Genomic DNA, 21,264 nt, shown 5'->3' on the forward strand with positions numbered 1-21,264 from the left:
GATCAACGATCCTCGCTCGGTTTGAGGTTGGTTAATGATAGAAAAGAAAAAAAGAGCAACGCCCTGGAAGTCAGGAAAAGTCATTTCCATTCGCCTACGAAATGGTGTTTATGTCTTAGCACAAATGGTACGAGAGCCCTATTTGGTGTTTTTTAACCATTTCAAGCAGGAAAATAGCTGGAAGGGAGTGACCTTGAAAGAGGAGAATATTCTTTTTTGTAAAGCAGTCACTCGTCAGTTTCTACGCTCTAGTCCTGTAACGATTGTCAAAGATCTTGAGTCTCTCTTAGATTATCGGTTGCCTAAAGAATGGATTTATAGCCATATGGGAGGGCATCCGATTACGGTTTCGGTGAAGGGACAGGAGCGTCAAGTAGCTGGTTTTGGTCATCGGCTTTCCTTGGTTGAGGCGGATAAGGAAAGTGGCCAACCAGAGGATAATCCTCTGATGGGACTCTTCCAAGCCTATATCCTACCAGATATCCAAGAGCAAGATTGGGAGCGGGTCAGTCAGGCTGAGCTCATGTCTCTAGAAGTCTTTCCGACGCTCAATGAACGTCTTTATCTCTGCTTTCTCTATGGGAAAAATGTGAATCCAGAGCTAGATATCTCTTTGGGAAAGCCCTTGCTTGATGACTATGAAACTTATGTAGATATCCTCACTAACAGCCCAGAGGCTCAACGTCTCTATCTAGGAGAGTACGAAGAATAAGAAAGGACATTTGATGAAACTTAGAATTTTTGCGGAAAACAAGCCAGCTCAAAAGGTTTTTGAATATCAGTTAGAGCTTGCTGATCAGACAATTCTTCTATCGACAGCACTCTTGTCAGGTGCAATTGCTTTGGCAGGATTATTTTCTGCTTTGAAAGAAAAATAAATATAGAAAAGGATTGAACATGGTTTTACCAAATTTTAAAGAAAACTTAGAAAAATACGCAAAATTGTTGGTGGCAAACGGCATCAACGTGCAACCAGGCCATACCTTGGCTTTGAACATCGATGTGGAGCAAAGAGAATTGGCCCACTTGATCGTGAAGGAAGCCTATGCCTTGGGGGCGCATGAAGTGATCATCCAATGGGCGGATGATTTTACTACCCGTGAAAAATTCCTCCATGCACCGATGGATCGCTTGGACAACGTCCCTGACTACAAGATTGCAGAGATGAACTACCTCTTGGAACACAAGGCAAGTCGCTTGGGTGTGCGTTCATCCGATCCAGGTGCCTTAAACGGTGTCGAGGCAGAAAAGCTTTCGGCTTCTGCTAAGGCTTTGGGCATGGCTATGAAACCAATGCGCATCGCCACTCAATCCAACAAGGTCAGCTGGACCGTTGCTGCTGCAGCAGGTTTAGAATGGGCGAAAAAAGTCTTTCCAAATGCTGCAAGTGATGAAGAAGCAGTGGATCTCCTATGGGATCAGATCTTCAAGACCTGTCGGGTATACGAAGAAGATCCAGTCAAGGCTTGGGAAGAGCATGCAGCTATTCTCAAGAGCAAGGCAGATACACTCAATAAGGAACAATTCTCAGCTCTTCATTACACAGCACCAGGAACTGATTTGACTCTTGGCTTGCCGAAGAATCACGTCTGGGAATCTGCTGGAGCTATCAATGCTCAAGGTGAAGGCTTCTTGCCAAACATGCCGACAGAAGAGGTCTTCACAGCTCCTGACTTCCGTCGTGCAGAAGGTTATGTAACCTCTACAAAACCGCTTAGCTACAATGGGAACATCATCAAAGGCATCAAAGTGACCTTTGAAAATGGAGAAATCGTAGATATCACAGCTGAAAAAGGTGATCAAGTCATGAAAGATTTGGTCTTCAAAAACAAGGGAGCGCGTGCCTTAGGTGAATGTGCCCTCGTACCAGATCCAAGTCCAATTTCTCAATCAGGCATCACCTTCTTTAACACTCTCTTTGATGAAAATGCCTCTAACCACTTGGCCATCGGAGCAGCCTATGCAACCAGCGTAGAAGGTGGTGCAGAGTTCACAGAAGAAGAACTCGAAGCAGCCGGCCTTAACCGCTCAGACGTTCACGTCGACTTCATGATCGGTTCAAGCCAAATGGATATCGACGGCATCCGAGAAGACGGCACCCGCGTCCCAGTCTTCCGCAACGGAGATTGGGCAATATAGGGAGCAAAACAGAAATCAGTAACTCGAAGAGTTTGATTTCGTAGTTTTGCCCCCGCACAGTTGATTAGGAAGTACGAGTACCGTAGGTAGGAGTAGTTCCAATCAACCACTGCGCCAAGAGACAGAAATCAGTAACTCGAAGAGTTTGATTTCGTAGTTTTGCCCCCGCACAGTTGATTAGGAAGGGGCCTTGCTCCGCAATCCCTATTCGCCGCCTCAAAACAGTGTTTTGAGCAATCAACCACTGCGCCAAGAGACAGAAATCGGTAGACGCAGTCTCGATTTCTTCCTCGCTTTTTTGATTCAAGGCTCGGGGAAAAAAGGTCCACAGGACCTTTTTAGTGCCCCCGCACAGTTGATTAGGAAGGGTCTTGCTTCGCAATCCTTATCCGCCACCTCAAACAGTGTTTTGAGCAATTAACCACTGTGCCGAGAGACGGAAATGAGCTACTTAGAGTCTTTGTTTTTCAAGAATAAAAATAAAGAGTTTGGTTTTAACAGCCAAGCTCTTTTTTCTTGTGTCCGCTAGTTTTAATGAAATATAGGGATAAAATTTTATAGCTTCTTCTCTTAATTAAAGAACCTTTCAAAGAAGCCTTGACGAGGGCCTGCTTTCTAGATAGACTGGAAGTAAGCGTTTACACACAACAAATTTTAGGAGGTCCTGATGAAATCACATCAACCACGTTATTCTATTCGCAAGTATGCTGTAGGAGTTGCTTCGGTACTGGTTGGCTTTTTTGCCAGCGGTCAAGTCGTAGCAGCAGATACGCCAAGCGTTACAGAAAGCCCTGCAACGACTCTTCCGACACAGCCAAGTGAAGGAGACTTGCCTCAGTCTGCTACCGAGGAAACTGCTCAGCCGGTAGTAGAAAAACCAATTGTTCCTGCTCCAATCGTCGAGCAAAGTCAACCGACCCTACCTGATCGAGAATTGCGCGCATCCGATCTTGATCGCTTGATTCGTGAAGAAGCGATCTCTGTTACAGAAGCTGATGGGACAGCTCAACCGGTGACAGCAGCGACTGAAACACCCGCTAAAGATCCAGAGCAAGAAGAAAAATTGGCCAAGAAAAAGGTCATCTCTATTGACGCAGGACGCAAATACTTCTCGCTAGATCAGTTGAAACGGATCGTCGATAAGGCCAGTGAGCTAGGCTACTCTGATTTGCACCTCCTTGTCGGAAATGATGGCATGCGCTTCGTCCTTGATGATATGACGGTGGAAGCCAATGGCAAGACTTATGCCAGCGATGACGTGAAACAGGCCCTTCTCGAAGGAACCAAAGCCTACTATGACGATCCAAATGGTCAAGCCTTGACCCAAGCAGAAATGGATGAATTGCTTGCTTATGCGACTTCTAAAGGAATTGGCTTGATCCCAGCAGTCAATAGTCCAGGTCATATGGATGCTATCTTGGTAGCGATGGAAAAACTAGGTATCGAACATCCGCAAGCGACCTTTGATACGGTTTCTAAGACAACTATGGATCTGACCAACGAAGAAGCGGTTAATTTCACCAAGGCCCTCATTGGCAAGTACATGGACTATTTCAAAGGCAAGTCTAAGATCTTTAACTACGGAACAGACGAATATGCCAATGATGCTACCAATGCCCAAGGCTGGTACTACCTCAAATGGTATGAGCTCTATGGTAAGTTTGCGGACTATTCCAATAGTCTCGCAGCTATGGCTCGTGAAAAAGGCTTGCAACCAATGGCCTTTAACGATGGCTTCTACTATGGAGACGAAGATGATGTTGCCTTTGACAAGGATGTCTTGATTTCATACTGGTCTAAAGGATGGTGGGGCTATAACCTCGCATCACCACAGTACCTAGCGGACAAGGGCTACAAATTCCTCAATACCAACGGGGACTGGTACTATGTTTTGGGCCACAGAGGAGATCAAAGCTATCCACTCGATAAAGCTCTTCAACATTCAGAAACTGTTCCATTTGAACAATTAGCTTCAACCAAATACCCTGATGTGAAATTACCAGTGTCCGGAAGTATGTTGGGAATCTGGGCAGATGAACCGGCCAATGAATACAAGGAAGAAGAAGTCTTCCAGGTCATGGAAGCATTTGCCAACCATAACAAAGACTATTTCAAAGCTAACTATACAGCCCTTCGTGCGGCTCTTGCCAATGTTCCAACAGATCTTTCCATCTACACAGAGGAATCTCGTTCAGCTCTTGCAACGGTGCTCAACCAGTTAAACTGGACGATCAGTCGTGCTCGCCAAGAAAAAGTGGCAGAACAGGTTGAACAGGTCACTCAAGCTCTCAGTCAATTGAAACCAATCACCCAGGTGGGAAGCCAAGCAGAAAATGATGTCAGAGCCTTGGTAGAAGACAAACCAAGCTTGGAAGTCATCGAAAAAGAGCTAGATTTTGAAGTTGTTGAACGGACGAATCCAGACTTGGCCAAGGGTGAACGAAAAGTGGTTCAAGCAGGTGTCAAAGGCCAGCAGCGTGAATTTGTTGCAGTATCTGGACTTGATAAGGGCCGCCAAGTGGTAGGAACAGAAGTTTCGAAAGAAGCTGTTGCTGAGATTGTGGAAGTGGGCACCAAGGAGGCAGAAGTGATCACTCCGACTCCAGGTTTACAAGATGGTCCAAGTCCTCAACCAGACTTACCTCAAGTTGATCAAGGAGGTCATCATCAAGTAAGACCAGTAGCTCCTGAAGTGAAGCCACTTGTGAACGTTCAACCAGCTCCAGTCGCTTCAGAACAAAAAACAGTAGAAGACGCTAAGCCAACACCGATGCAAGATCAAACACCGTCTAGTCATCAGCTTCCTGAGACTGGACAAGAATCTGTCTTAGGGTTGGCCTTGCTTGGAGCGATCTTAGGAGCGACAGGGATGGGTCTCAAGGGACGGAAAGAAGACTAATCAGCCCCCGATTGAACCAAGTTTTTCTATTTTCCAGAGATGGAAAAGGAAAGACTTGGTTCTTATTTTGACCTCAAAACTGTACCCATACAGTTTTCGCTTTTCCGCCTTGTTCAGCTTGGATGAACTTGATAAAATAAAAACATGACACGATACAAAGCAACTATTTCTTACGATGGAACGCTATTTGCAGGTTTCCAACGCCAACCGCATGCGCGTAGTGTACAAGAAGAAATCGAGAAGACCTTAATGCGTCTGAATCAAGGAAATCCCGTGACCATCCATGGCGCGGGGCGGACGGATGCAGGCGTCCATGCCCTTGGGCAGGTCATCCATTTTGATCTCCCTCAGCCACGGGATGAGGAGAAGCTCCGCTTTGCTCTGGATACCCAGACCCCAGAGGATATTGATTTCATCCGGGTGGGGCAAGTAGCAGATGACTTTCACTCACGTTACAAGAAGCACAGCAAGACTTACGAATTTATCGTGGATTATGGTCGCCCCAAGAACCCCATGATGCGCCACTATGCCACCCACTATCCCTACCCCTTGGATGTGGCCAAGATGCAAGTAGCCATCCAAAAGTTGGAGGGAACCCATGATTTCACTGGCTTCACAGCTTCGGGTACCAGTGTGGAAGACAAGGTTCGCACGATTACAGAGGCTCGCTTGGTTGAGGACGCGGCAAATCATCACCTTCTCTTTACCTTTTCAGGTAATGGCTTTCTCTACAAGCAAATCCGCAATATGGTGGGAACCTTGCTAAAGATTGGCAATGGACGAATGCCGGTGGAGCAAATTGACTTGATTTTAGAAAAAAAGGACCGCAATCTAGCAGGTCCGACAGCAGCGCCAAATGGCTTATATTTAAAGGAGATTCGGTATGAGTAATGAATTGATTCTAGCTATTTCAGGAAATGATATTTTTAGTGGAGGAGGTCTTCACGCAGACCTTGCGACCTATACGACTAACAAACAGCATGGTTTTGTAGCAGTGACTTGTTTGACAGCCATGACCGAGCACGGTTTTGAAGTCATTCCAGTGGATCCGACGACCTTTGCTCAACAGCTCAGCTCTCTCAAGGATGTTCCTTTTTCTGCTATTAAACTCGGCCTCTTGCCAAATGTTGAAGTGGCAGATTTAGCCCTGGACTATGTCAAAGCCCATGCAGGTATCCCTGTAGTGCTGGATCCTGTCTTGGTCTGCAAGGAAACCCATGATGTGGAAGTGTCAGCCCTTCGAGACGAATTGATCAAGTTCTTCCCTTATGTGACCATCATCACACCAAACTTACCAGAGGCTGAGATCTTGACCCAAAGCAAGATTCAATCGCTCGATGATATGAAGGAGGTAGCTCGCAAGCTCCATGAATTGGGAGCAGCGACTGTCGTGGTCAAAGGGGGCAATCGCCTCAACAAGGAAAAAGCCATCGATGTCTTTTATGATGGCCAAGACTTTACGGTCTTCGAAGAAGACGTTTTAGAAAAGAATAATACAGGAGCTGGTTGTACCTTTGCCTCTAGCATTGCAAGCCAGTTAGTTCAAGGGAAGACAACGTTAGAAGCTGTTAAGGCTTCAAAAGCGTTCGTCTACCAAGCCATTCAAAAATCAGATCAATATGGAGTAGTTCAATATGACCAATAACCGTACCCAAGTAATCGCGCATTTAGCCATTTTAACCGCCTTGACAGTTGTGCTGGGCTATTACACCAAGTTGCCAACTCCAACCGGGATGGTGACCTTGCTGGATTTAGGCGTTTATTTTACCGCCTTTTATCTGGGGCGCAAAGAAGGAGCAGTGGTCGGTGGTCTTGGAGCCTTTCTCTTAGACCTCCTCTCTGGCTATCCTCAATGGATATTCTTTAGTCTCTTGTTCCACGGAGCTCAAGGCTACTTTGCTGGCTTTAAAGGAAAAGCCCGTTACATCGGTCTGCTTCTAGGAACGGTTATCATGGTAGGCGGCTATGCCCTAGCATCAGCGCTCTTTTTAGGAAATACCTGGGTAGCAGCCATTGAAGAGGTTCCTCATAATCTGGTTCAAAACTTCGTTGGGATGGCTCTGGGATATGCTCTGTACCATTTCTTGCCAAAGAAGGGGAATTAGAGGATGGAGTTAGAGCAAATAAAAAGAGAAACCCAGGAGATTTTGCTGGATCTTTTATCCAAGGCCAATCTGCATCAGGGACAAATCCTCGTATTAGGCCTGTCCACCAGTGAAGTCGCTGGCGCAAGTATCGGGAAGAACTCAAGCCTAGAGATTGGACAAGCCATTGTGAAAACCATCCTAGATACCCTAACTCCCAAAGGGATTTACTTAGCTGTCCAAGGATGTGAGCATCTTAACCGCGCTCTGGTGGTCGAACGTGAACTAGCAGAAAAGAAAGACTTAGAAATCGTCAATGTACTACCGAGCCTCCATGCGGGTGGTGCTGGACAGTTGGCAGCCTTCGGTTATATGAAAGACCCAGTCGAAGTTGAATTTATCACAGCTCAGGCTGGTTTGGATATTGGAGATACCTCTATCGGCATGCATGTCAAGCATGTGCAAGTACCCGTTCGTCCAGTCTTGAAAGAACTGGGTGGTGCTCATGTAACGGCTCTAGCGAGTCGTCCGAAGTTAATCGGTGGGGCGCGTGCTTCTTACCAAGAAGATTCGCTTCGGAAGTCCTAATAGGAAGGAAACTAGTTCAGGCATGGACTAGTTTTTTTGTTCCGTGACAAATTTTGAGATAGGAAAGAGATTTTTAATCTTTGGGTCTCCAGAAACCACTATAAGATTCTTCTAAAAAGAAGCAGTTTCCACAAAACCAAGATGCCCAAAAACTTGCATTTTCGAAGTTTTATGGTAAAATTATTAGGAATGACTATATTATTTTAAGGAGAGACAGAATGTCTGTATCATTTGAAAACAAAGAAACAAACCGCGGAGTATTGACTTTTACCATCAGTCAAGACCAAATTAAACCAGCTTTAGATCGCGTGTTTGAATCTGTTAAGAAAAACTTGAACGTACCAGGATTCCGTAAAGGTCACCTTCCACGTCCAATCTTCAATCAACGTTTTGGTGAAGAATCACTCTATCAAGATGCTTTGAACGATCTTCTTCCAGCAGCTTATGAAGCAGCAGTAAAAGAAGCGGGTCTTGAAGTGGTTGCTCAACCAACTTTTGACGTTGTATCAATGGAAAAAGGTCAAGACTGGACATTGACAGCAAATGTTGTTACAAAACCAGAAGTAAAATTGGGTGCTTACAAAGACCTTGAAGTATCTGTAGAAGTTTCTAAAGAAGTAACAGATGAAGATGTTGATGCACGTATCGAACGCGAACGCAACAACTTGGCTGAATTGGTAATCAAAGAAGGACCAGCAGCTGAAGGTGATACTGTTGTGATCGACTTTGTAGGTTCTGTTGACGGTGTTGAGTTTGACGGAGGAAAAGGAGATAACTTCTCACTTGGACTTGGTTCAGGTCAATTCATCCCAGGTTTTGAAGACCAATTGGTTGGACACTCAGCTGGTGAAACAGTTGATGTCATCGTAACTTTCCCAGAAGACTACCAAGCAACTGACCTTGCAGGTAAAGAAGCGAAATTCGTGACAACCATCCACGAAGTAAAAGCAAAAGAAGTACCAGCTCTTGACGATGAATTGGCAAAAGACATCGACGAAGAAGTTGAAACTCTTGCTGAATTGAAAGAAAAATACCGCAAAGAGTTGGCTGAAGCGAAAGAAGAAGCTTACAAAGATGCAGTTGAGTCAGCAGCAATTGACCTTGCAGTAGAAAATGCAGAAATCGTTGACCTTCCAGAAGAAATGATCCACGAAGAAGTACACCGTGCTGTAAATGAATTCCTTGGAAACATGCAACGTCAAGGAATCTCTCCAGACATGTACTTCCAAATCACTGGTACAACTCAAGAAGATCTTCACAAACAATATGAAGCAGATGCAGCAGCACGTACTAAGACAAACCTTGTCGTAGAAGCAGTTGCTAAAGCAGAAGGCTTCGAAGCAACTGACGAAGAAGTAACTGCAGAAATCGAACAATTGGCAGCAGACTACAACATGCCAGTTGAACAAGTTCGTAGCTTGCTTTCACCAGAAATGTTGAAACACGACATCGCTGTGAAGAAAGCTGTCGAAGTGATCACAAGCACTGCAAAAGTAAAATAAAAAAGACGATCTTCCATCTTGATGGAAACAAGTCATAAGAAGAAAAGCTGAGGCCATGTGTCCCGGCTTTTCTCTTCTTCTTGGCGCGGAATTTTCCTTTGACGAAAGGGGAAAATTATCGTACAATAGAGTGTAACGATAAATGATGTATTCTAGGGGTATCCTCTTTTTTAATGAAAAAGAGTGTTGCCTTGAGATAAAAATGAAGGAGATCTACCTTGGAATTAGAAGTATTTGCTGGACAAGAAAAAAGTGAACTTTCAATGATTGAAGTAGCCCGTGCGATTTTGGAGTCACGTGGCCGTGATCATGAAATGTATTTCAATGACCTGGTCAATGAAATTCAAAACTACCTCGAAAAATCAAACAGTGAAATTCGTGAAGCTCTTCCATTATTCTATACGGAATTGAATGTGGATGGAAGCTTTATCCCACTAGGGGATAACAAATGGGGACTTCGCTCATGGTATGCGATCGATGAGGTAGATGAAGAAATCATCGCTCTTGAAGAAACAGATGAAGATGAAGAGCCTAAGAAACGTAAGAAAAAACGTGTCAACGCCTTTATGGATGGAGACGAAGACGCGATCGATTACAATGCGGATGATCCAGAAGACGAAGATGTCTATGAAGCAGATCCAGCGCTTACTTACGATGATGAAAACCCAGAAGATGAGAAGGATGAAGTGGAAGCCTATGACGCTGAAATTAATGAAATCTCACCAGATGAGTTGGATGAGGAAGTTGAGTTAAGTGACGAAGAAGACGAAGAAGAGTCTTACGAAGAAGAAGAATAATCCAAAGAGGCTGGGACAAAATTCCTAGCCTCTTTCTATGTTTATTTGGATTGTCGAGCAAGACGCAGTGGTTGAGTGGGCTCTACTACGCTGATTTCATCAGCTTTTATAGCCCTACTCAACTGTGCGGAGGTTGGACGACGAAATCGAATTCTAACGAATTACCGATTTCTGTCCCACTCTCTTTCTTTACTTGAAGAACGCTTCAAGGAGGAGTATAATAAGGGTGTAAGCCTGACGTAGTGCAGAAGGAGGAAGAGCATATGGACTGGATACTGAATCAAAGTTTGGTGGACTTAGGAATTGAGACAGTTGTAATTGGAGTGGCCAAACAGGTGGATCCACAAGCTCCCTTGTCTGCAACTTTTCTAGCTAAAAAGAAGGAGATGGAAGCCTGGGCCTTGAATTGTGATCTCAGCTTGGTGAAAGAGGAGGCAGTTGTACAAGGCTATATGGATTTGTTGAAGGAAGTGGGACGAAGTGTCAAGAAGAACCCGCCGACAATACTTGCTTTGATTAAGAATATCCAAAGTCGAGGCTTCCTTCCGACGATCAATAGTGTGATTGATATTTATAATGTTGAATGTCTCCGTTCCTTTTTAGCCATTGGAGGGCATGATCTGGATAAGATCCAGGGACCAATCGAGTTTACGATTAGTCAAAGAGAGGATACCTTTTTGCCCATCTTATCAACAGAAAAGCATGTTAGTGAAACCGATCCGGTCTACCGAGATCAACAAGGCATTATGGCCTGGCTAGATGTGAGAGATGGTGAGGGCTATAAGATGGAGGAGACTAGCCGCAATGCCCTCTTTATCATCCAGGGGAATCGAGCGACCTCTGTAGAGATGCGATTGGAAGCACTCGATCGAATCAGGGAAGATTTGGCCTCTTGCATGCCTGATTTAGAATTTGAAAAATATCTGGTTACCCCCAGTGAGACAATTCCAGTCCCTTAAAGAAGAACTCTTATATTAGGGATGAGTCCTCATCTGGACATAAGAGAGACGTGAAGTAGCCGACACTCTTCTTGACCTGTGAAAATCTGCAACCTTTGAAAAAAGTTTGAAAAAAATCTTGACAAGAAAGTAGAAGATTGATATACTAGTAAGGTACTCAATCGCGGGGATGGCGGAATTGGCAGACGCGCAGGACTAAGGATCCTGTGACCGCTTTAGGTCGTGAGGGTTCAAGTCCCTCTCTCCGCATCAGATAATCAAGACAGCTTCGGCTGTCTTTTTTCTTGTTCATTTAGGAGAAAGATTGCTTGAAAGAGAAGAAAACGCTTTAAAGGCTCAGGAAAAGCTAGCATTTTCAATGAAAAAGTGATAAAATAAACAATGTAAGTGGTTTAACCACAAAAAATTAGAGGAGGCCTACTACTAATGGCAATCGTTTCAGCAGAAAAATTTGTCCAAGCAGCTCGTGACAATGGTTACGCAGTTGGTGGATTTAACACAAACAACCTTGAGTGGACTCAAGCTATCTTGCGTGCAGCAGAAGCTAAAAAAGCTCCAGTTTTGATCCAAACTTCTATGGGTGCTGCTAAATACATGGGTGGTTACAAAGTAGCTCGCAACATGATCGCTAACCTTGTTGAAGCAATGGGTATCACTGTACCAGTTGCAATCCACTTGGACCATGGTCACTACGAAGATGCTCTTGAGTGTATCGAAGTTGGCTACACTTCAATCATGTTCGACGGATCACACCTTCCAGTTGAAGAAAACCTTAAATTGGCGAAAGAAGTTGTAGAAAAAGCTCACGCTAAAGGTATCTCAGTTGAGGCTGAAGTTGGTACAATCGGTGGTGAAGAAGACGGTATCGTTGGTAAAGGTGAATTGGCACCAATCGAAGATGCCAAAGCAATGGTTGCTACAGGAATCGACTTCTTGGCAGCAGGTATTGGTAACATCCACGGTCCATACCCAGCAAACTGGGAAGGTCTTGACCTTGATCACTTGAAGAAATTGACAGAAGCTCTTCCAGGATTCCCAATCGTATTGCACGGTGGTTCAGGTATCCCTGATGAGCAAATCCAAGAAGCTATCAAACTTGGTGTTGCGAAAGTTAACGTTAACACTGAGTGCCAAATCGCATTCGCTAACGCAACTCGTCAATTCGTACGTGAATACGATGCAAACGAAGCAGAATACGACAAGAAGAAACTCTTCGACCCACGTAAATTCTTAAAACCAGGATTCGAAGCAATCACAGCTTCAGTTGAAGAACGTATCGACGTATTTGGTAGCGAAAACAAAGCTTAATCTTGCTTGAAACGTTATTAACCAGAGGTTTATCCGCAAGGATAAGCCTTTTTTGGTTCTTTGATTTGGAAAAGTGTTTATTGTAAACAAAAAATGATTGCGATTCTGACAGTTTAAGGTTATAATAAACAAAAACGATGCAAGTAGGTAGGAAATGAAAAAACAGGAAAGACTGAATGAGATTATCAATCTGGTCAATAAGGCTGGAACCGTTTATGTTCAAGACATCATGGAAAGTATGCAGGTGTCGGATATGACGGTCCGTCGGGATTTGATTGAATTGGAAAAGCAAGGGCTCCTTATTCGTGTTCGAAATGGAGCCAAAAGTAACCAATTCCTCCCTTCACGAGAGCTTCCCCATGAAGAGAAGTTACTCAAGAATATTCTGGCTAAGCGTGAGGTAGCGAAGAAAGCTAGCGAACTGATAAAAGAAGGTGAGAGTATCTTCCTTGGGCCGGGGACCTCTGTTGAGGTTCTTTCCGAAGCCATTAATAATAAGGAATTGCGTGTGGTGACCAACTGTCTGCCGATTTTCCAAGAGTTGTTAAAGAAGAAAAGTGATGGCTTTAAGGTAATCCTCTTAGGAGGGGAGCTTCGAGAAACCAGTCAAGCTTTTGTTGGCGAGATAACGAACACTCTCATGGAAAGAATGTACTTCCACAAGATGTTTTTTAGTGGGAATGGCATTGTGGATGGACGCGTTCTGACCTCTTCTTTTGAAGAAGCCTATACGCAAAAGTTAGCCTTAGAACGTTCTTCTGAAGCTTACCTACTGATTGACTCCTCCAAGATTGGCAAGGAAGACTTTACCTCTATCTGTTCCTTGAAAAAAGTAACTGCGGTGATAACGGACGATGCATCTGAGAAAGCACATGAAGAATTAGAGGAATATACACGTGTGATTGTATAAATAATAAACTGAAAAGAGAGAGCGATTCTCTCTTTTTTGTTTATTACAAACAATTTAGGGATAAAAAATAATAAAAAATAAAGGAAAATGAAAAAAATAAACAAAAATAGTTGACAACAAACAAAATTAGCGCTATACTGTGTTTGTGAATAACAAAACGAAGTCGAATGAAGAAAGAGGAGAACTTTCTTTGTTGACGGAAATGCAAAAAGGAGAAGTATATGGCAATTGTAGTTGGTGCGGATGCAGCAGGTATCCGCTTAAAAGAAGTAGTCAAAGAATATTTGGAAGCAGAAGGTTTCCAAGTGGTGGATGTTACAGAAGAAGGGCAAGACTTTGTTGATGTGACCTTGGCTGTCGCTAAAGAAGTCAAACAAGCAGAAGATAATCTGGGCATTGTCATTGATGCTTATGGTGCAGGTCCATTTATGGTAGCGACTAAAATTAAAGGAATGGTTGCCGCAGAAGTTTCAGATGAGCGCTCTGCCTACATGACCCGTGGACACAACAATTCTCGTATGATCACCATGGGTGCTCAAATCGTAGGTGACCAATTGGCGAAGAATATTGCCAAAGGTTTTGTGAATGGTAAGTATGACGGTGGTCGCCACCAAATCCGTGTCGATATGCTCAACAAGATGTGCTAAGGGGGGACGAAAAATGAAAATTGCAATTGGATGTGACCATATTGTCACAAATGAAAAAATGGCTGTTTCCGAGTTTTTGAAATCAAAAGGCTATGAAGTCCTTGACTTCGGAACCTATGACCATGCTCGGACCCACTATCCAATTTTTGGGAAGAAGGTTGGGGAAGCAGTAGTGAGTGGTCAAGCAGATCTTGGTGTATGTATCTGTGGAACTGGTGTTGGGATTAACAACGCGGTTAACAAGGTTCCGGGTGTCCGTTCAGCCTTGGTCCGCGATATGACCTCTGCTCTTTATGCCAAAGAGGAACTCAATGCCAACGTGATTGGTTTTGGTGGGAAGGTCACAGGAGAACTTCTGATGTGTGACATTTTGGAAGCCTTCATCCATGCGGAATACAAACCAAGTGAAGAAAACAAGAAATTGATTGCCAAGATTCAACATTTGGAAACCCACAACGACCATCAAGAAGATGAGGATTTCTTCACAGAATTCCTTGAAAAATGGGACCGTGGGGAATACCACGACTAAGAGGTGAGTCTATGATACTAACGGTAACCATGAACCCTTCAATCGACATTTCCTATCCATTAGAAACTTTACACTTGGATACGGTCAATCGAGTTGACAAGGTAAGCAAAACCGCAGGTGGTAAGGGACTCAATGTCACACGGGTCCTAGCAGAGATTGGAGATCCTGTCTCAGCGACTGGTCTGATTGGTGGTTCAACAGGCCAATTTATCTTGGACCATCTGGATCAGGAAATCGGCAAAGAATTCTTTGAAATTCAAGGGGAGACCCGGAATTGTATTGCGATCCTTCACGAAGGACAACAAACTGAAATCCTGGAAAAAGGTCCGTCTGTTTCTGAAGAAGAAGGGCAAGCATTTCTGGCTCACTTTGAAGCCTTGCTTCCAGATGTAGCAGTCGTTGCTATCTCAGGAAGTTTACCAGCTGGTTTACCAGCTGATTATTATGTGAAATTAGTAGAGCGTGCTAAGAAGGCAGGAAAACCAGTTGTTCTTGATTGTTCAGGTGTTTCCTTGGAAAAAGCTCTAGCAGCTCCTATTAAACCAACGGTTATCAAGCCCAATAATGAAGAGTTGTCTCAACTCTTGGGCTACGAGGTGACCAAGGATCTGGATCAATTAAAAGAGGTCCTTCAATCTAACTTGTTTAAAGGGATTGACTGGGTCATCGTCTCCCTAGGAGCTGACGGTGCTTTTGCCAAACACGGAGATGTCTTCTATAAAGTGGACATTCCAAAAATTGAAGTGATCAATCCAGTAGGATCTGGTGATTCGACAGTTGCTGGGATTGCCTCAGCTCTCTATCATCAGGAAGACGACCAAGCACTTTTAACCAAAGCCAATGTCCTTGGCATGTTGAATGCTCAAGAAGCAACAACAGGCCATATCAATATTCATCGCTATGATGATTTGTATCAACAGATAAATGTAAAAGAGGTATAAGATGGTATTAACAGAACAAAAACGCAACTATTTAGAAAAATTGAGCACCAAAGAGGGTGTGATCTCAGCCTTGGCCTTTGACCAACGTGGCGCTTTGAAACGCCTAATGGCTCAATACCAAGACACAGAACCAACCGTTGCTCAAATGGAAGAGTTGAAGGTCCTAGTGGCTGAAGAATTGACACCATTCGCATCTTCTATGCTCTTGGACCCTGAGTATGGACTTCCAGCAACCAAGGTCTTGGATGCAGAAGCAGGTCTCTTGTTGGCTTATGAAAAAACTGGCTACGACACTTCTAGCACAAAACGTCTGCCAGACTGCCTTAACCTTTGGTCAGCTAAACGCATCAAAGAACAGGGCGCAGATGCAGTGAAATTCTTGCTCTACTATGATGTGGATAGTGCAGAAGAACTCAACCAAGAAAAACAAGCCTATATCGAACGCATCGGTTCAGAATGTGCGGCAGAAGAAATTCCATTCTTCCTTGAAATCTTGGCTTACGATGAAACAATCGCTGATGCAGGTTCTGTAGAATACGCTAAAGTGAAACCTCGCAAAGTCATCGAAGCGATGAAAGTCTTCTCAGACCCACGCTTTAACATCGATGTTTTGAAAGTAGAAGTTCCTGTCAACGTCAAATACGTAGAAGGCTTTGGCGATGGGGAAATCGTTCATAGCCGTGAAGAGGCTGCAGCCTTCTTTAAAGAACAAGAAGCAGCAACCAACCTTCCATACATCTACTTGAGTGCAGGTGTTTCTGCAAAACTCTTCCAAGAAACTTTAGTCTTTGCCCATGAAGCAGGAGCAAACTTTAATGGAGTTCTCTGTGGCCGTGCAACTTGGGCTGGATCTGTAGAAGCCTACATCAAGAATGGGGAAGAAGCAGCTCGTGAATGGTTGCGTACTGAAGGTCGTCGCAACATTGAAGAACTCAACCAAGTCTTGGACCAAGTCGCAACTTCTTGGAAAGAGCGTATTTAACAGTGTAGACCACTCCTTTAACGATGGGCGTTCGAATTTCCTTGAAGAGCCCAGAGAATACAACGATAAACAGCTATTTGTTAGAAAAAAACAAAAAAGTTAAAAAGTTGTTAAGAAAGGGTTTACAAAAACAAAAGCGTGTGCTATACTTAATCCATAAGTGAATACAAGGTGAGTGTTAGTAAGTTAGATTACGCATGATCACAGATGAATCGGGGAGAAACCTCTCTGATCTCATTTGTGGTCATTTTTTATACCCTAAACCTTAAATAAACTAGCAAGGAGAGTACCATGTATCGGATTTTGAATCCACTCAATCACAATGTTGCTCTGGTGAGGAATGACAAAGGGGAAGAACTGATTGTCATTGGAAAAGGAATCGTTTTTGGCAAAAAGAAGGGCGACCTAGTCCCTAAAGAAAAGGTAGAAAAGCTCTTTCGGATGAAAACAGAGGAATCCCGAGAGAACTTTATGACTCTGTTAAAAGATGTTCCATTAGACTTCATCACAGTGACCTACGAGATGATCGATTACTTGAGCAAAAAGTATCACTACCCCGTTCAAGAATATATCTATGTGACCTTGACCGACCACATGTTTTGCTCTTACCAGGCAGTGACTCAAGGCAGGTATAAGGAAAGTAATCTTTTGGATATCTCAGAAAACTACCCAGTGGCTTTTGAGATTGCTAAAGAGGCAGTCGATATCTATCGGGAGAAGCTCACAACTAGCTTCCCTGAAGATGAGGTCACTCGTATCGCCTATCATTTCATCAACGCAGAAGGTGAAAATGGAGCGGAGGTTGTGGATTCCATGGACCAGCGCAAAGAAATCTTAAAAGCTGTGGAAGAGGTTTTGGATAGTTATTCAATCAAACGAACCGAGACCAACAACAACTTTTATGATCGTTTCATGATTCATCTTAACTACTTCTTGGATTACCTGGATCGCAATCGGGATGATAATCAATCGCTTCTAGATATGGAGGAACATATCAAAAGCTCCTATCCTAAAGCCTTTGAGATTGGTTCCAAGATTTATGATGTGATTTCTAGGGAGACCGGGGTTGACTTGTACAAGAGTGAACGGGTCTATCTGGTCTTGCACATTCAACGCTTATTGTAACAACTTTTAAAAATTAAGAAATTCAAATTGGAGGAATTGGTCATGACCAAAGAAGAAATGACACTATTAGGTTTTGAGATCGTTGCCTATGCAGGGGATGCTCGTTCTAAACTCTTGGAGGCCCTCAAGGCGGCTGAGAAGGGTGACTTCGCTCAAGCGGAAAGCTTGGTAGAAGAAGCAGGAAGCTGTATCGCAGAGGCTCACAAGTCTCAAACAACTATGCTAGCGCAAGAAGCAGCAGGAGAAGACCTCCCCTACAGCATTACCATGATGCATGGGCAGGACCACTTAATGACAACAATCCTATTAAAAGATGTGATTCATCATCTCATTGAACTATACAAAAGAGGAGTAAAATAATGCATAAATTAATTGAATTAATTGAGAAAGGAAAACCTTTCTTCGAGAAGATTTCTCGTAATAAATATTTGCGTGCGATTCGTGATGGATTTATCGCAGGGATGCCAGTCATCTTATTCTCATCTATCTTTATCTTGATTGCCTATGTTCCAAATGCATGGGGCTTCCATTGGTCAAAAGAAATTGAAAACTTCTTGATGACACCTTATAGCTATTCGATGGGAATTCTGGCTTTCTTCGTAGGTGGAACTACAGCCAAAGCTTTGACAGATTCTGTCAATCGTGATTTACCTGCAACAAACCAGATCAACTTCTTGTCAACCATGTTGGCATCTATGGTTGGTTTCCTTCTAATGGCAGCTGAACCAGCGAAAGAAGGAGGTTTCCTGACTGCCTTCATGGGAACAAAAGGTCTTTTGACAGCCTTTATTGCAGCCTTCGTTACCGTTAATGTTTACAAAGTCTGCGTGAAAAATAATGTTACTATTCGCATGCCAGACGAAGTTCCACCAAATATCTCTCAAGTATTTAAAGACTTGATCCCATTCACTGTATCTGTCGTTCTCCTTTATGGACTTGAACTGATTGTGAAGGGTAGTCTTGGTGTAACAGTAGCTGAATCTATTGGTACTCTTCTTGCGCCTCTATTCTCAGCAGCAGACGGTTATGTTGGTATTACGATTATTTTCGGTGCCTTTGCATTCTTCTGGTTTATTGGTATCCATGGCCCATCTATCGTTGAGCCTGCGATTGCAGCAATCACTTATGCAAATGCTGAAGTCAACTTGAACCTTCTTCAACAAGGTATGCACGCTGATAAGATCCTTACATCTGGTACACAAATGTTTATCGTCACTATGGGTGGTACAGGGGCAACTCTTGTGGTTCCATTCATGTTTATGTGGTTGTGTAAATCGAAACGAAATCGTGCTATTGGACGCGCTTCAGTAGTTCCTACATTCTTTGGTGTAAACGAACCAATCTTGTTTGGTGCACCACTTGTTTTGAACCCAATCTTCTTTATCCCATTCATCTTTGCACCAATTGCAAACGTATGGATCTTTAAGTTCTTTATTGAAACACTTGGCATGAACTCATTTACTGCCAACCTTCCATGGACTACACCAGGACCTCTTGGTATTGTTCTTGGTACAAACTTCCAGTTCTTATCATTCGCTCTTGCAGCATTATTAATTGTAGTAGATATTGTTATCTACTATCCATTCCTCAAGGTTTATGATGAACAAATTCTTGAAGAAGAGCGTTCGGGTAAAGCTAATGATGAATTAAAAGATAAAGTAGCTGCAAACTTTAACACTGCAAAAGCAGATGCTATTCTTGCAAAAGCTGGAGTAGAACCAGCACAAAATACAATTACTGAAGAAACAAACGTCCTCGTTCTTTGTGCGGGTGGTGGAACAAGTGGTCTTCTTGCCAATGCTTTGAATAAAGCCGCAGAAGAGTATAAAGTTCCAGTTAAAGCTGCAGCAGGTGGCTATGGAGCCCACCGTGAAATGTTGCCAGAATTTGACCTTGTTATCTTGGCGCCTCAGGTTGCTTCCAACTTCGAAGATATGAAGGCTGAAACAGATAAACTAGGCATCAAATTGGCTAAGACAGAAGGTGCTCAGTACATTAAATTGACACGCGATGGACAAGGTGCTCTAGCCTTTGTTCAAGCTCAATTCGATTAACGATAGGGACTGTGAAACAGTCTCCTATCGTAACGGAAATCGCTATGGCGATTTTCCTAATCGACTTGTTAATTCGTCGGTAAAAATATATCGTTTTTACCTCCTCATGTCACAATTCGGTGGCTTGGAACAAGAAGTGAGATGGAGATGGATGGCTCACTAACTCCTCTCCCCTCACTTTTCATTTTATCCAATCAAGAAATAGGTGAAAAAATGACAAAAACACTTCCTAAAGATTTTATTTTTGGTGGGGCAACGGCTGCCTATCAAGCAGAAGGAGCTACCCATACTGACGGAAAAGGACCAGTTGCTTGGGACAAATACTTAGCTGATAACTATTGGTATACAGCAGAACCAGCAAGCGATTTCTACCATAAATATCCAGTAGACTTACAGTTGGCTGAAGAATATGGCGTAAACGGTATCCGGATTTCGATCGCTTGGTCACGTATTTTCCCAACTGGCTATGGTGAAGTAAATCCAAAAGGGGTAGAATTCTACCACAATCTATTTGCGGAATGCCACAAACGCCATGTGGAGCCTTTTGTAACCCTCCATCACTTTGATACACCAGAAGCTCTTCACTCAAACGGAGACTTCTTGAATCGTGAAAATATCGAACACTTCGTAGATTATGCTGCCTTCTGTTTTGAAGAATTCCCAGAAGTCAACTATTGGACAACCTTTAATGAAATTGGACCAATCGGTGATGGTCAATACTTAGTAGGAAAATTCCCTCCAGGGATTCAGTATGACCTTGCCAAAGTTTTCCAATCACACCACAATATGATGGTTTCGCATGCCCGAGCTGTGAAATTGTATAAAGACAAAGGGTATGAAGGTGAAATTGGAGTTGTGCACGCTCTTCCAACTAAGTATCCGTTGGATCCAGAAAATCCAGCAGACGTTCGGGCGGCTGAATTGGAAGATATCATCCATAACAAGTTTATTCTAGATGCAACCTACCTTGGACATTATTCCGATAAAACCATGGAAGGTGTAAACCACATTCTTTCAGTTAATGGTGGTAGCTTGGATCTTCGTGAGGAAGACTTTGTGGCACTTGAAGCAGCTAAAGACCTGAATGACTTCCTTGGAATTAACTACTACATGAGTGATTGGATGGAAGCCTTTGATGGTGAAACTGAAATCATCCACAACGGTAAAGGGGAAAAAGGAAGCTCTAAGTACCAAATTAAAGGTGTTGGTCGTCGTGTAGCTCCTGACTATGTACCTCGCACTGACTGGGACTGGATCATTTATCCTCAAGGGCTATATGATCAGATCATGCGTGTGAAGGCGGATTATCCAAACTATAAGAAAATCTACATCACTGAAAACGGACTGGGCTACAAAGATGAGTTTGTGGACAATACGGTTTATGACGATGGACGGATTGATTATGTGAAACAACACTTGGAAGTTCTGTCCGATGCGATTGCGAATGGAGCAAACGTCAAAGGCTACTTCATTTGGTCACTCATGGACGTCTTCTCTTGGTCTAATGGTTATGAAAAACGCTATGGTCTCTTTTATGTGGACTTTGAAACCCAAGAGCGCTATCCGAAGAAGTCAGCTCACTGGTACAAGAAAGTAGCAGAAAGCCAAGTAATTGAATAAAGAAATAAACATGTAAGAAGGCTTATCCGTAAGGGTAGGTCTTTTTTGGAAAAGTGTTTATTGTAAACAAAACAATTCACTCATTTCTAGTAATAATTTTTTGTTTGGAGGGTCAATATAGTTTTTACATGATATAATTAAATTGTTGAGTTAATATCAGGAGATTATGATGGAGATTGA

General features: G+C 43.3%; 22 protein-coding genes and 1 tRNA gene. 22 read left to right on the forward strand and 1 reads right to left on the reverse strand.

Annotated elements, in window-relative coordinates:
- Positions 1-34: 34 nt before the first annotated feature.
- Genes FJR71_RS08260 through FJR71_RS08270 form a run of 3 tightly spaced genes read left to right on the forward strand, consistent with a single transcriptional unit; the run spans position 35 to position 2,139 of the window.
- The gene (locus FJR71_RS08260) at positions 35-712 is read left to right on the forward strand and encodes a hypothetical protein (protein ID WP_140814588.1); all 678 of its coding nucleotides are present in this window, start codon (positions 35-37) and stop codon (positions 710-712) included.
- Between the two features lie 13 nt (positions 713-725).
- The gene (locus tag FJR71_RS08265) at positions 726-878 is read left to right on the forward strand and encodes a hypothetical protein (RefSeq protein WP_048717639.1); all 153 of its coding nucleotides are present in this window, start codon (positions 726-728) and stop codon (positions 876-878) included.
- Positions 879-897: 19 nt separating this feature from the next.
- Entirely contained in the window at positions 898-2,139 is a 1,242-nt protein-coding gene (locus FJR71_RS08270; RefSeq protein WP_140814590.1) for an aminopeptidase, read from the forward strand.
- A 64-nt stretch (positions 2,140-2,203) separates the two neighbouring features.
- Here the strand turns inward: FJR71_RS08270 and FJR71_RS10000 are convergent, their stop codons facing one another.
- Entirely contained in the window at positions 2,204-2,446 is a 243-nt protein-coding gene (locus tag FJR71_RS10000) for a hypothetical protein (RefSeq protein ID WP_172605124.1), read from the reverse strand.
- A gap of 360 nt (positions 2,447-2,806) precedes the next feature.
- Here FJR71_RS10000 and FJR71_RS08275 point away from each other — a divergent pair, with 360 nt between their 5' ends.
- The 19 genes from FJR71_RS08275 (at position 2,807) to lacG (ending at position 21,084) form a co-directional block, all read left to right on the forward strand.
- The gene (locus FJR71_RS08275; RefSeq protein WP_140814593.1) at positions 2,807-5,038 is read left to right on the forward strand and encodes a family 20 glycosylhydrolase; all 2,232 of its coding nucleotides are present in this window, start codon (positions 2,807-2,809) and stop codon (positions 5,036-5,038) included.
- A gap of 144 nt (positions 5,039-5,182) precedes the next feature.
- The gene (truA, locus tag FJR71_RS08280; protein ID WP_140814596.1) at positions 5,183-5,929 is read left to right on the forward strand and encodes a tRNA pseudouridine(38-40) synthase TruA; all 747 of its coding nucleotides are present in this window, start codon (positions 5,183-5,185) and stop codon (positions 5,927-5,929) included.
- Positions 5,922-6,683: a bifunctional hydroxymethylpyrimidine kinase/phosphomethylpyrimidine kinase gene (locus FJR71_RS08285; RefSeq protein ID WP_140814599.1), complete on the forward strand. Its 762-nt coding sequence runs from the start codon at positions 5,922-5,924 to the stop codon at positions 6,681-6,683. The genes truA and FJR71_RS08285 overlap by 8 nt, the downstream gene beginning before the upstream one ends.
- Complete coding sequence (locus FJR71_RS08290) at positions 6,673-7,143, forward strand: ECF transporter S component (RefSeq protein WP_140814602.1); 471 nt, start codon at positions 6,673-6,675, stop codon at positions 7,141-7,143. The genes FJR71_RS08285 and FJR71_RS08290 overlap by 11 nt, the downstream gene beginning before the upstream one ends.
- Before the next feature lie 3 nt (positions 7,144-7,146).
- Positions 7,147-7,710, forward strand: coding sequence for a TIGR01440 family protein (locus FJR71_RS08295; protein WP_140814604.1), 564 nt, complete (start codon positions 7,147-7,149; stop codon positions 7,708-7,710).
- A 218-nt stretch (positions 7,711-7,928) separates the two neighbouring features.
- Positions 7,929-9,212, forward strand: coding sequence for a trigger factor (gene tig, locus FJR71_RS08300; RefSeq protein ID WP_140814606.1), 1,284 nt, complete (start codon positions 7,929-7,931; stop codon positions 9,210-9,212).
- A 218-nt stretch (positions 9,213-9,430) separates the two neighbouring features.
- Positions 9,431-10,009 (forward strand): DNA-directed RNA polymerase subunit delta, encoded by a 579-nt coding sequence (rpoE, locus tag FJR71_RS08305; RefSeq protein WP_048691524.1) that lies wholly within the window; start codon positions 9,431-9,433, stop codon positions 10,007-10,009.
- Positions 10,010-10,272: 263 nt separating this feature from the next.
- On the forward strand, positions 10,273-10,968 hold the full coding sequence (locus FJR71_RS08315; RefSeq protein ID WP_140814609.1) for a B3/B4 domain-containing protein: 696 nt from the start codon (positions 10,273-10,275) through the stop codon (positions 10,966-10,968).
- Positions 10,969-11,131: 163 nt separating this feature from the next.
- A tRNA-Leu gene (locus tag FJR71_RS08320) sits at positions 11,132-11,217 on the forward strand.
- Between the two features lie 177 nt (positions 11,218-11,394).
- Positions 11,395-12,276: a class II fructose-bisphosphate aldolase gene (locus FJR71_RS08325; RefSeq protein WP_006595009.1), complete on the forward strand. Its 882-nt coding sequence runs from the start codon at positions 11,395-11,397 to the stop codon at positions 12,274-12,276.
- Between the two features lie 154 nt (positions 12,277-12,430).
- A complete protein-coding gene (locus FJR71_RS08330) occupies positions 12,431-13,186 on the forward strand; it encodes a DeoR/GlpR family DNA-binding transcription regulator (protein ID WP_048691519.1) in 756 nt (251 codons plus the stop codon).
- 221 nt (positions 13,187-13,407) lie between these two features.
- Positions 13,408-13,833 (forward strand): galactose-6-phosphate isomerase subunit LacA, encoded by a 426-nt coding sequence (gene lacA, locus FJR71_RS08335; RefSeq protein WP_006595007.1) that lies wholly within the window; start codon positions 13,408-13,410, stop codon positions 13,831-13,833.
- Positions 13,834-13,846: 13 nt separating this feature from the next.
- Positions 13,847-14,362, forward strand: a complete 516-nt coding sequence (lacB, locus tag FJR71_RS08340) for a galactose-6-phosphate isomerase subunit LacB (protein WP_048691514.1) — start codon at positions 13,847-13,849, stop codon at positions 14,360-14,362.
- 11 nt (positions 14,363-14,373) lie between these two features.
- Positions 14,374-15,303: a tagatose-6-phosphate kinase gene (locus tag FJR71_RS08345; RefSeq protein ID WP_140814611.1), complete on the forward strand. Its 930-nt coding sequence runs from the start codon at positions 14,374-14,376 to the stop codon at positions 15,301-15,303.
- A gap of 1 nt (position 15,304) precedes the next feature.
- Complete coding sequence (gene lacD, locus FJR71_RS08350) at positions 15,305-16,285, forward strand: tagatose-bisphosphate aldolase (protein WP_140814613.1); 981 nt, start codon at positions 15,305-15,307, stop codon at positions 16,283-16,285.
- 291 nt (positions 16,286-16,576) lie between these two features.
- Positions 16,577-17,410: a PRD domain-containing protein gene (locus tag FJR71_RS08355; protein WP_140814616.1), complete on the forward strand. Its 834-nt coding sequence runs from the start codon at positions 16,577-16,579 to the stop codon at positions 17,408-17,410.
- A 42-nt stretch (positions 17,411-17,452) separates the two neighbouring features.
- The gene (locus FJR71_RS08360) at positions 17,453-17,770 is read left to right on the forward strand and encodes a PTS lactose/cellobiose transporter subunit IIA (RefSeq protein ID WP_117745228.1); all 318 of its coding nucleotides are present in this window, start codon (positions 17,453-17,455) and stop codon (positions 17,768-17,770) included.
- Positions 17,770-19,464 (forward strand): lactose-specific PTS transporter subunit EIIC, encoded by a 1,695-nt coding sequence (locus FJR71_RS08365; protein WP_125335790.1) that lies wholly within the window; start codon positions 17,770-17,772, stop codon positions 19,462-19,464. The genes FJR71_RS08360 and FJR71_RS08365 overlap by 1 nt, the downstream gene beginning before the upstream one ends.
- Before the next feature lie 213 nt (positions 19,465-19,677).
- Positions 19,678-21,084, forward strand: a complete 1,407-nt coding sequence (lacG, locus tag FJR71_RS08370) for a 6-phospho-beta-galactosidase (protein ID WP_312023214.1) — start codon at positions 19,678-19,680, stop codon at positions 21,082-21,084.
- The last annotated feature ends 180 nt before the right edge of the window (positions 21,085-21,264 follow it).

Origin of the sequence: Streptococcus xiaochunlingii (assembly GCF_006385805.1) — a bacterium.
Classification (GTDB): domain Bacteria; phylum Bacillota; class Bacilli; order Lactobacillales; family Streptococcaceae; genus Streptococcus; species Streptococcus xiaochunlingii.

Coding starts and splice junctions, on each gene's coding strand:
- FJR71_RS08260 (WP_140814588.1), top strand. CDS start 35: ATGATAGAAAAGAAAAAAAGAGCAACGCCCTGGAAGTCAGGAAAAGTC.
- FJR71_RS08265 (WP_048717639.1), top strand. CDS start 726: ATGAAACTTAGAATTTTTGCGGAAAACAAGCCAGCTCAAAAGGTTTTT.
- FJR71_RS08270 (WP_140814590.1), top strand. CDS start 898: ATGGTTTTACCAAATTTTAAAGAAAACTTAGAAAAATACGCAAAATTG.
- FJR71_RS08275 (WP_140814593.1), top strand. CDS start 2,807: ATGAAATCACATCAACCACGTTATTCTATTCGCAAGTATGCTGTAGGA.
- truA (WP_140814596.1), top strand. CDS start 5,183: ATGACACGATACAAAGCAACTATTTCTTACGATGGAACGCTATTTGCA.
- FJR71_RS08285 (WP_140814599.1), top strand. CDS start 5,922: ATGAGTAATGAATTGATTCTAGCTATTTCAGGAAATGATATTTTTAGT.
- FJR71_RS08290 (WP_140814602.1), top strand. CDS start 6,673: ATGACCAATAACCGTACCCAAGTAATCGCGCATTTAGCCATTTTAACC.
- FJR71_RS08295 (WP_140814604.1), top strand. CDS start 7,147: ATGGAGTTAGAGCAAATAAAAAGAGAAACCCAGGAGATTTTGCTGGAT.
- tig (WP_140814606.1), top strand. CDS start 7,929: ATGTCTGTATCATTTGAAAACAAAGAAACAAACCGCGGAGTATTGACT.
- FJR71_RS08315 (WP_140814609.1), top strand. CDS start 10,273: ATGGACTGGATACTGAATCAAAGTTTGGTGGACTTAGGAATTGAGACA.
- FJR71_RS08325 (WP_006595009.1), top strand. CDS start 11,395: ATGGCAATCGTTTCAGCAGAAAAATTTGTCCAAGCAGCTCGTGACAAT.
- FJR71_RS08330 (WP_048691519.1), top strand. CDS start 12,431: ATGAAAAAACAGGAAAGACTGAATGAGATTATCAATCTGGTCAATAAG.
- lacA (WP_006595007.1), top strand. CDS start 13,408: ATGGCAATTGTAGTTGGTGCGGATGCAGCAGGTATCCGCTTAAAAGAA.
- lacB (WP_048691514.1), top strand. CDS start 13,847: ATGAAAATTGCAATTGGATGTGACCATATTGTCACAAATGAAAAAATG.
- FJR71_RS08345 (WP_140814611.1), top strand. CDS start 14,374: ATGATACTAACGGTAACCATGAACCCTTCAATCGACATTTCCTATCCA.
- lacD (WP_140814613.1), top strand. CDS start 15,305: ATGGTATTAACAGAACAAAAACGCAACTATTTAGAAAAATTGAGCACC.
- FJR71_RS08355 (WP_140814616.1), top strand. CDS start 16,577: ATGTATCGGATTTTGAATCCACTCAATCACAATGTTGCTCTGGTGAGG.
- FJR71_RS08360 (WP_117745228.1), top strand. CDS start 17,453: ATGACCAAAGAAGAAATGACACTATTAGGTTTTGAGATCGTTGCCTAT.
- FJR71_RS08365 (WP_125335790.1), top strand. CDS start 17,770: ATGCATAAATTAATTGAATTAATTGAGAAAGGAAAACCTTTCTTCGAG.
- lacG (WP_312023214.1), top strand. CDS start 19,678: ATGACAAAAACACTTCCTAAAGATTTTATTTTTGGTGGGGCAACGGCT.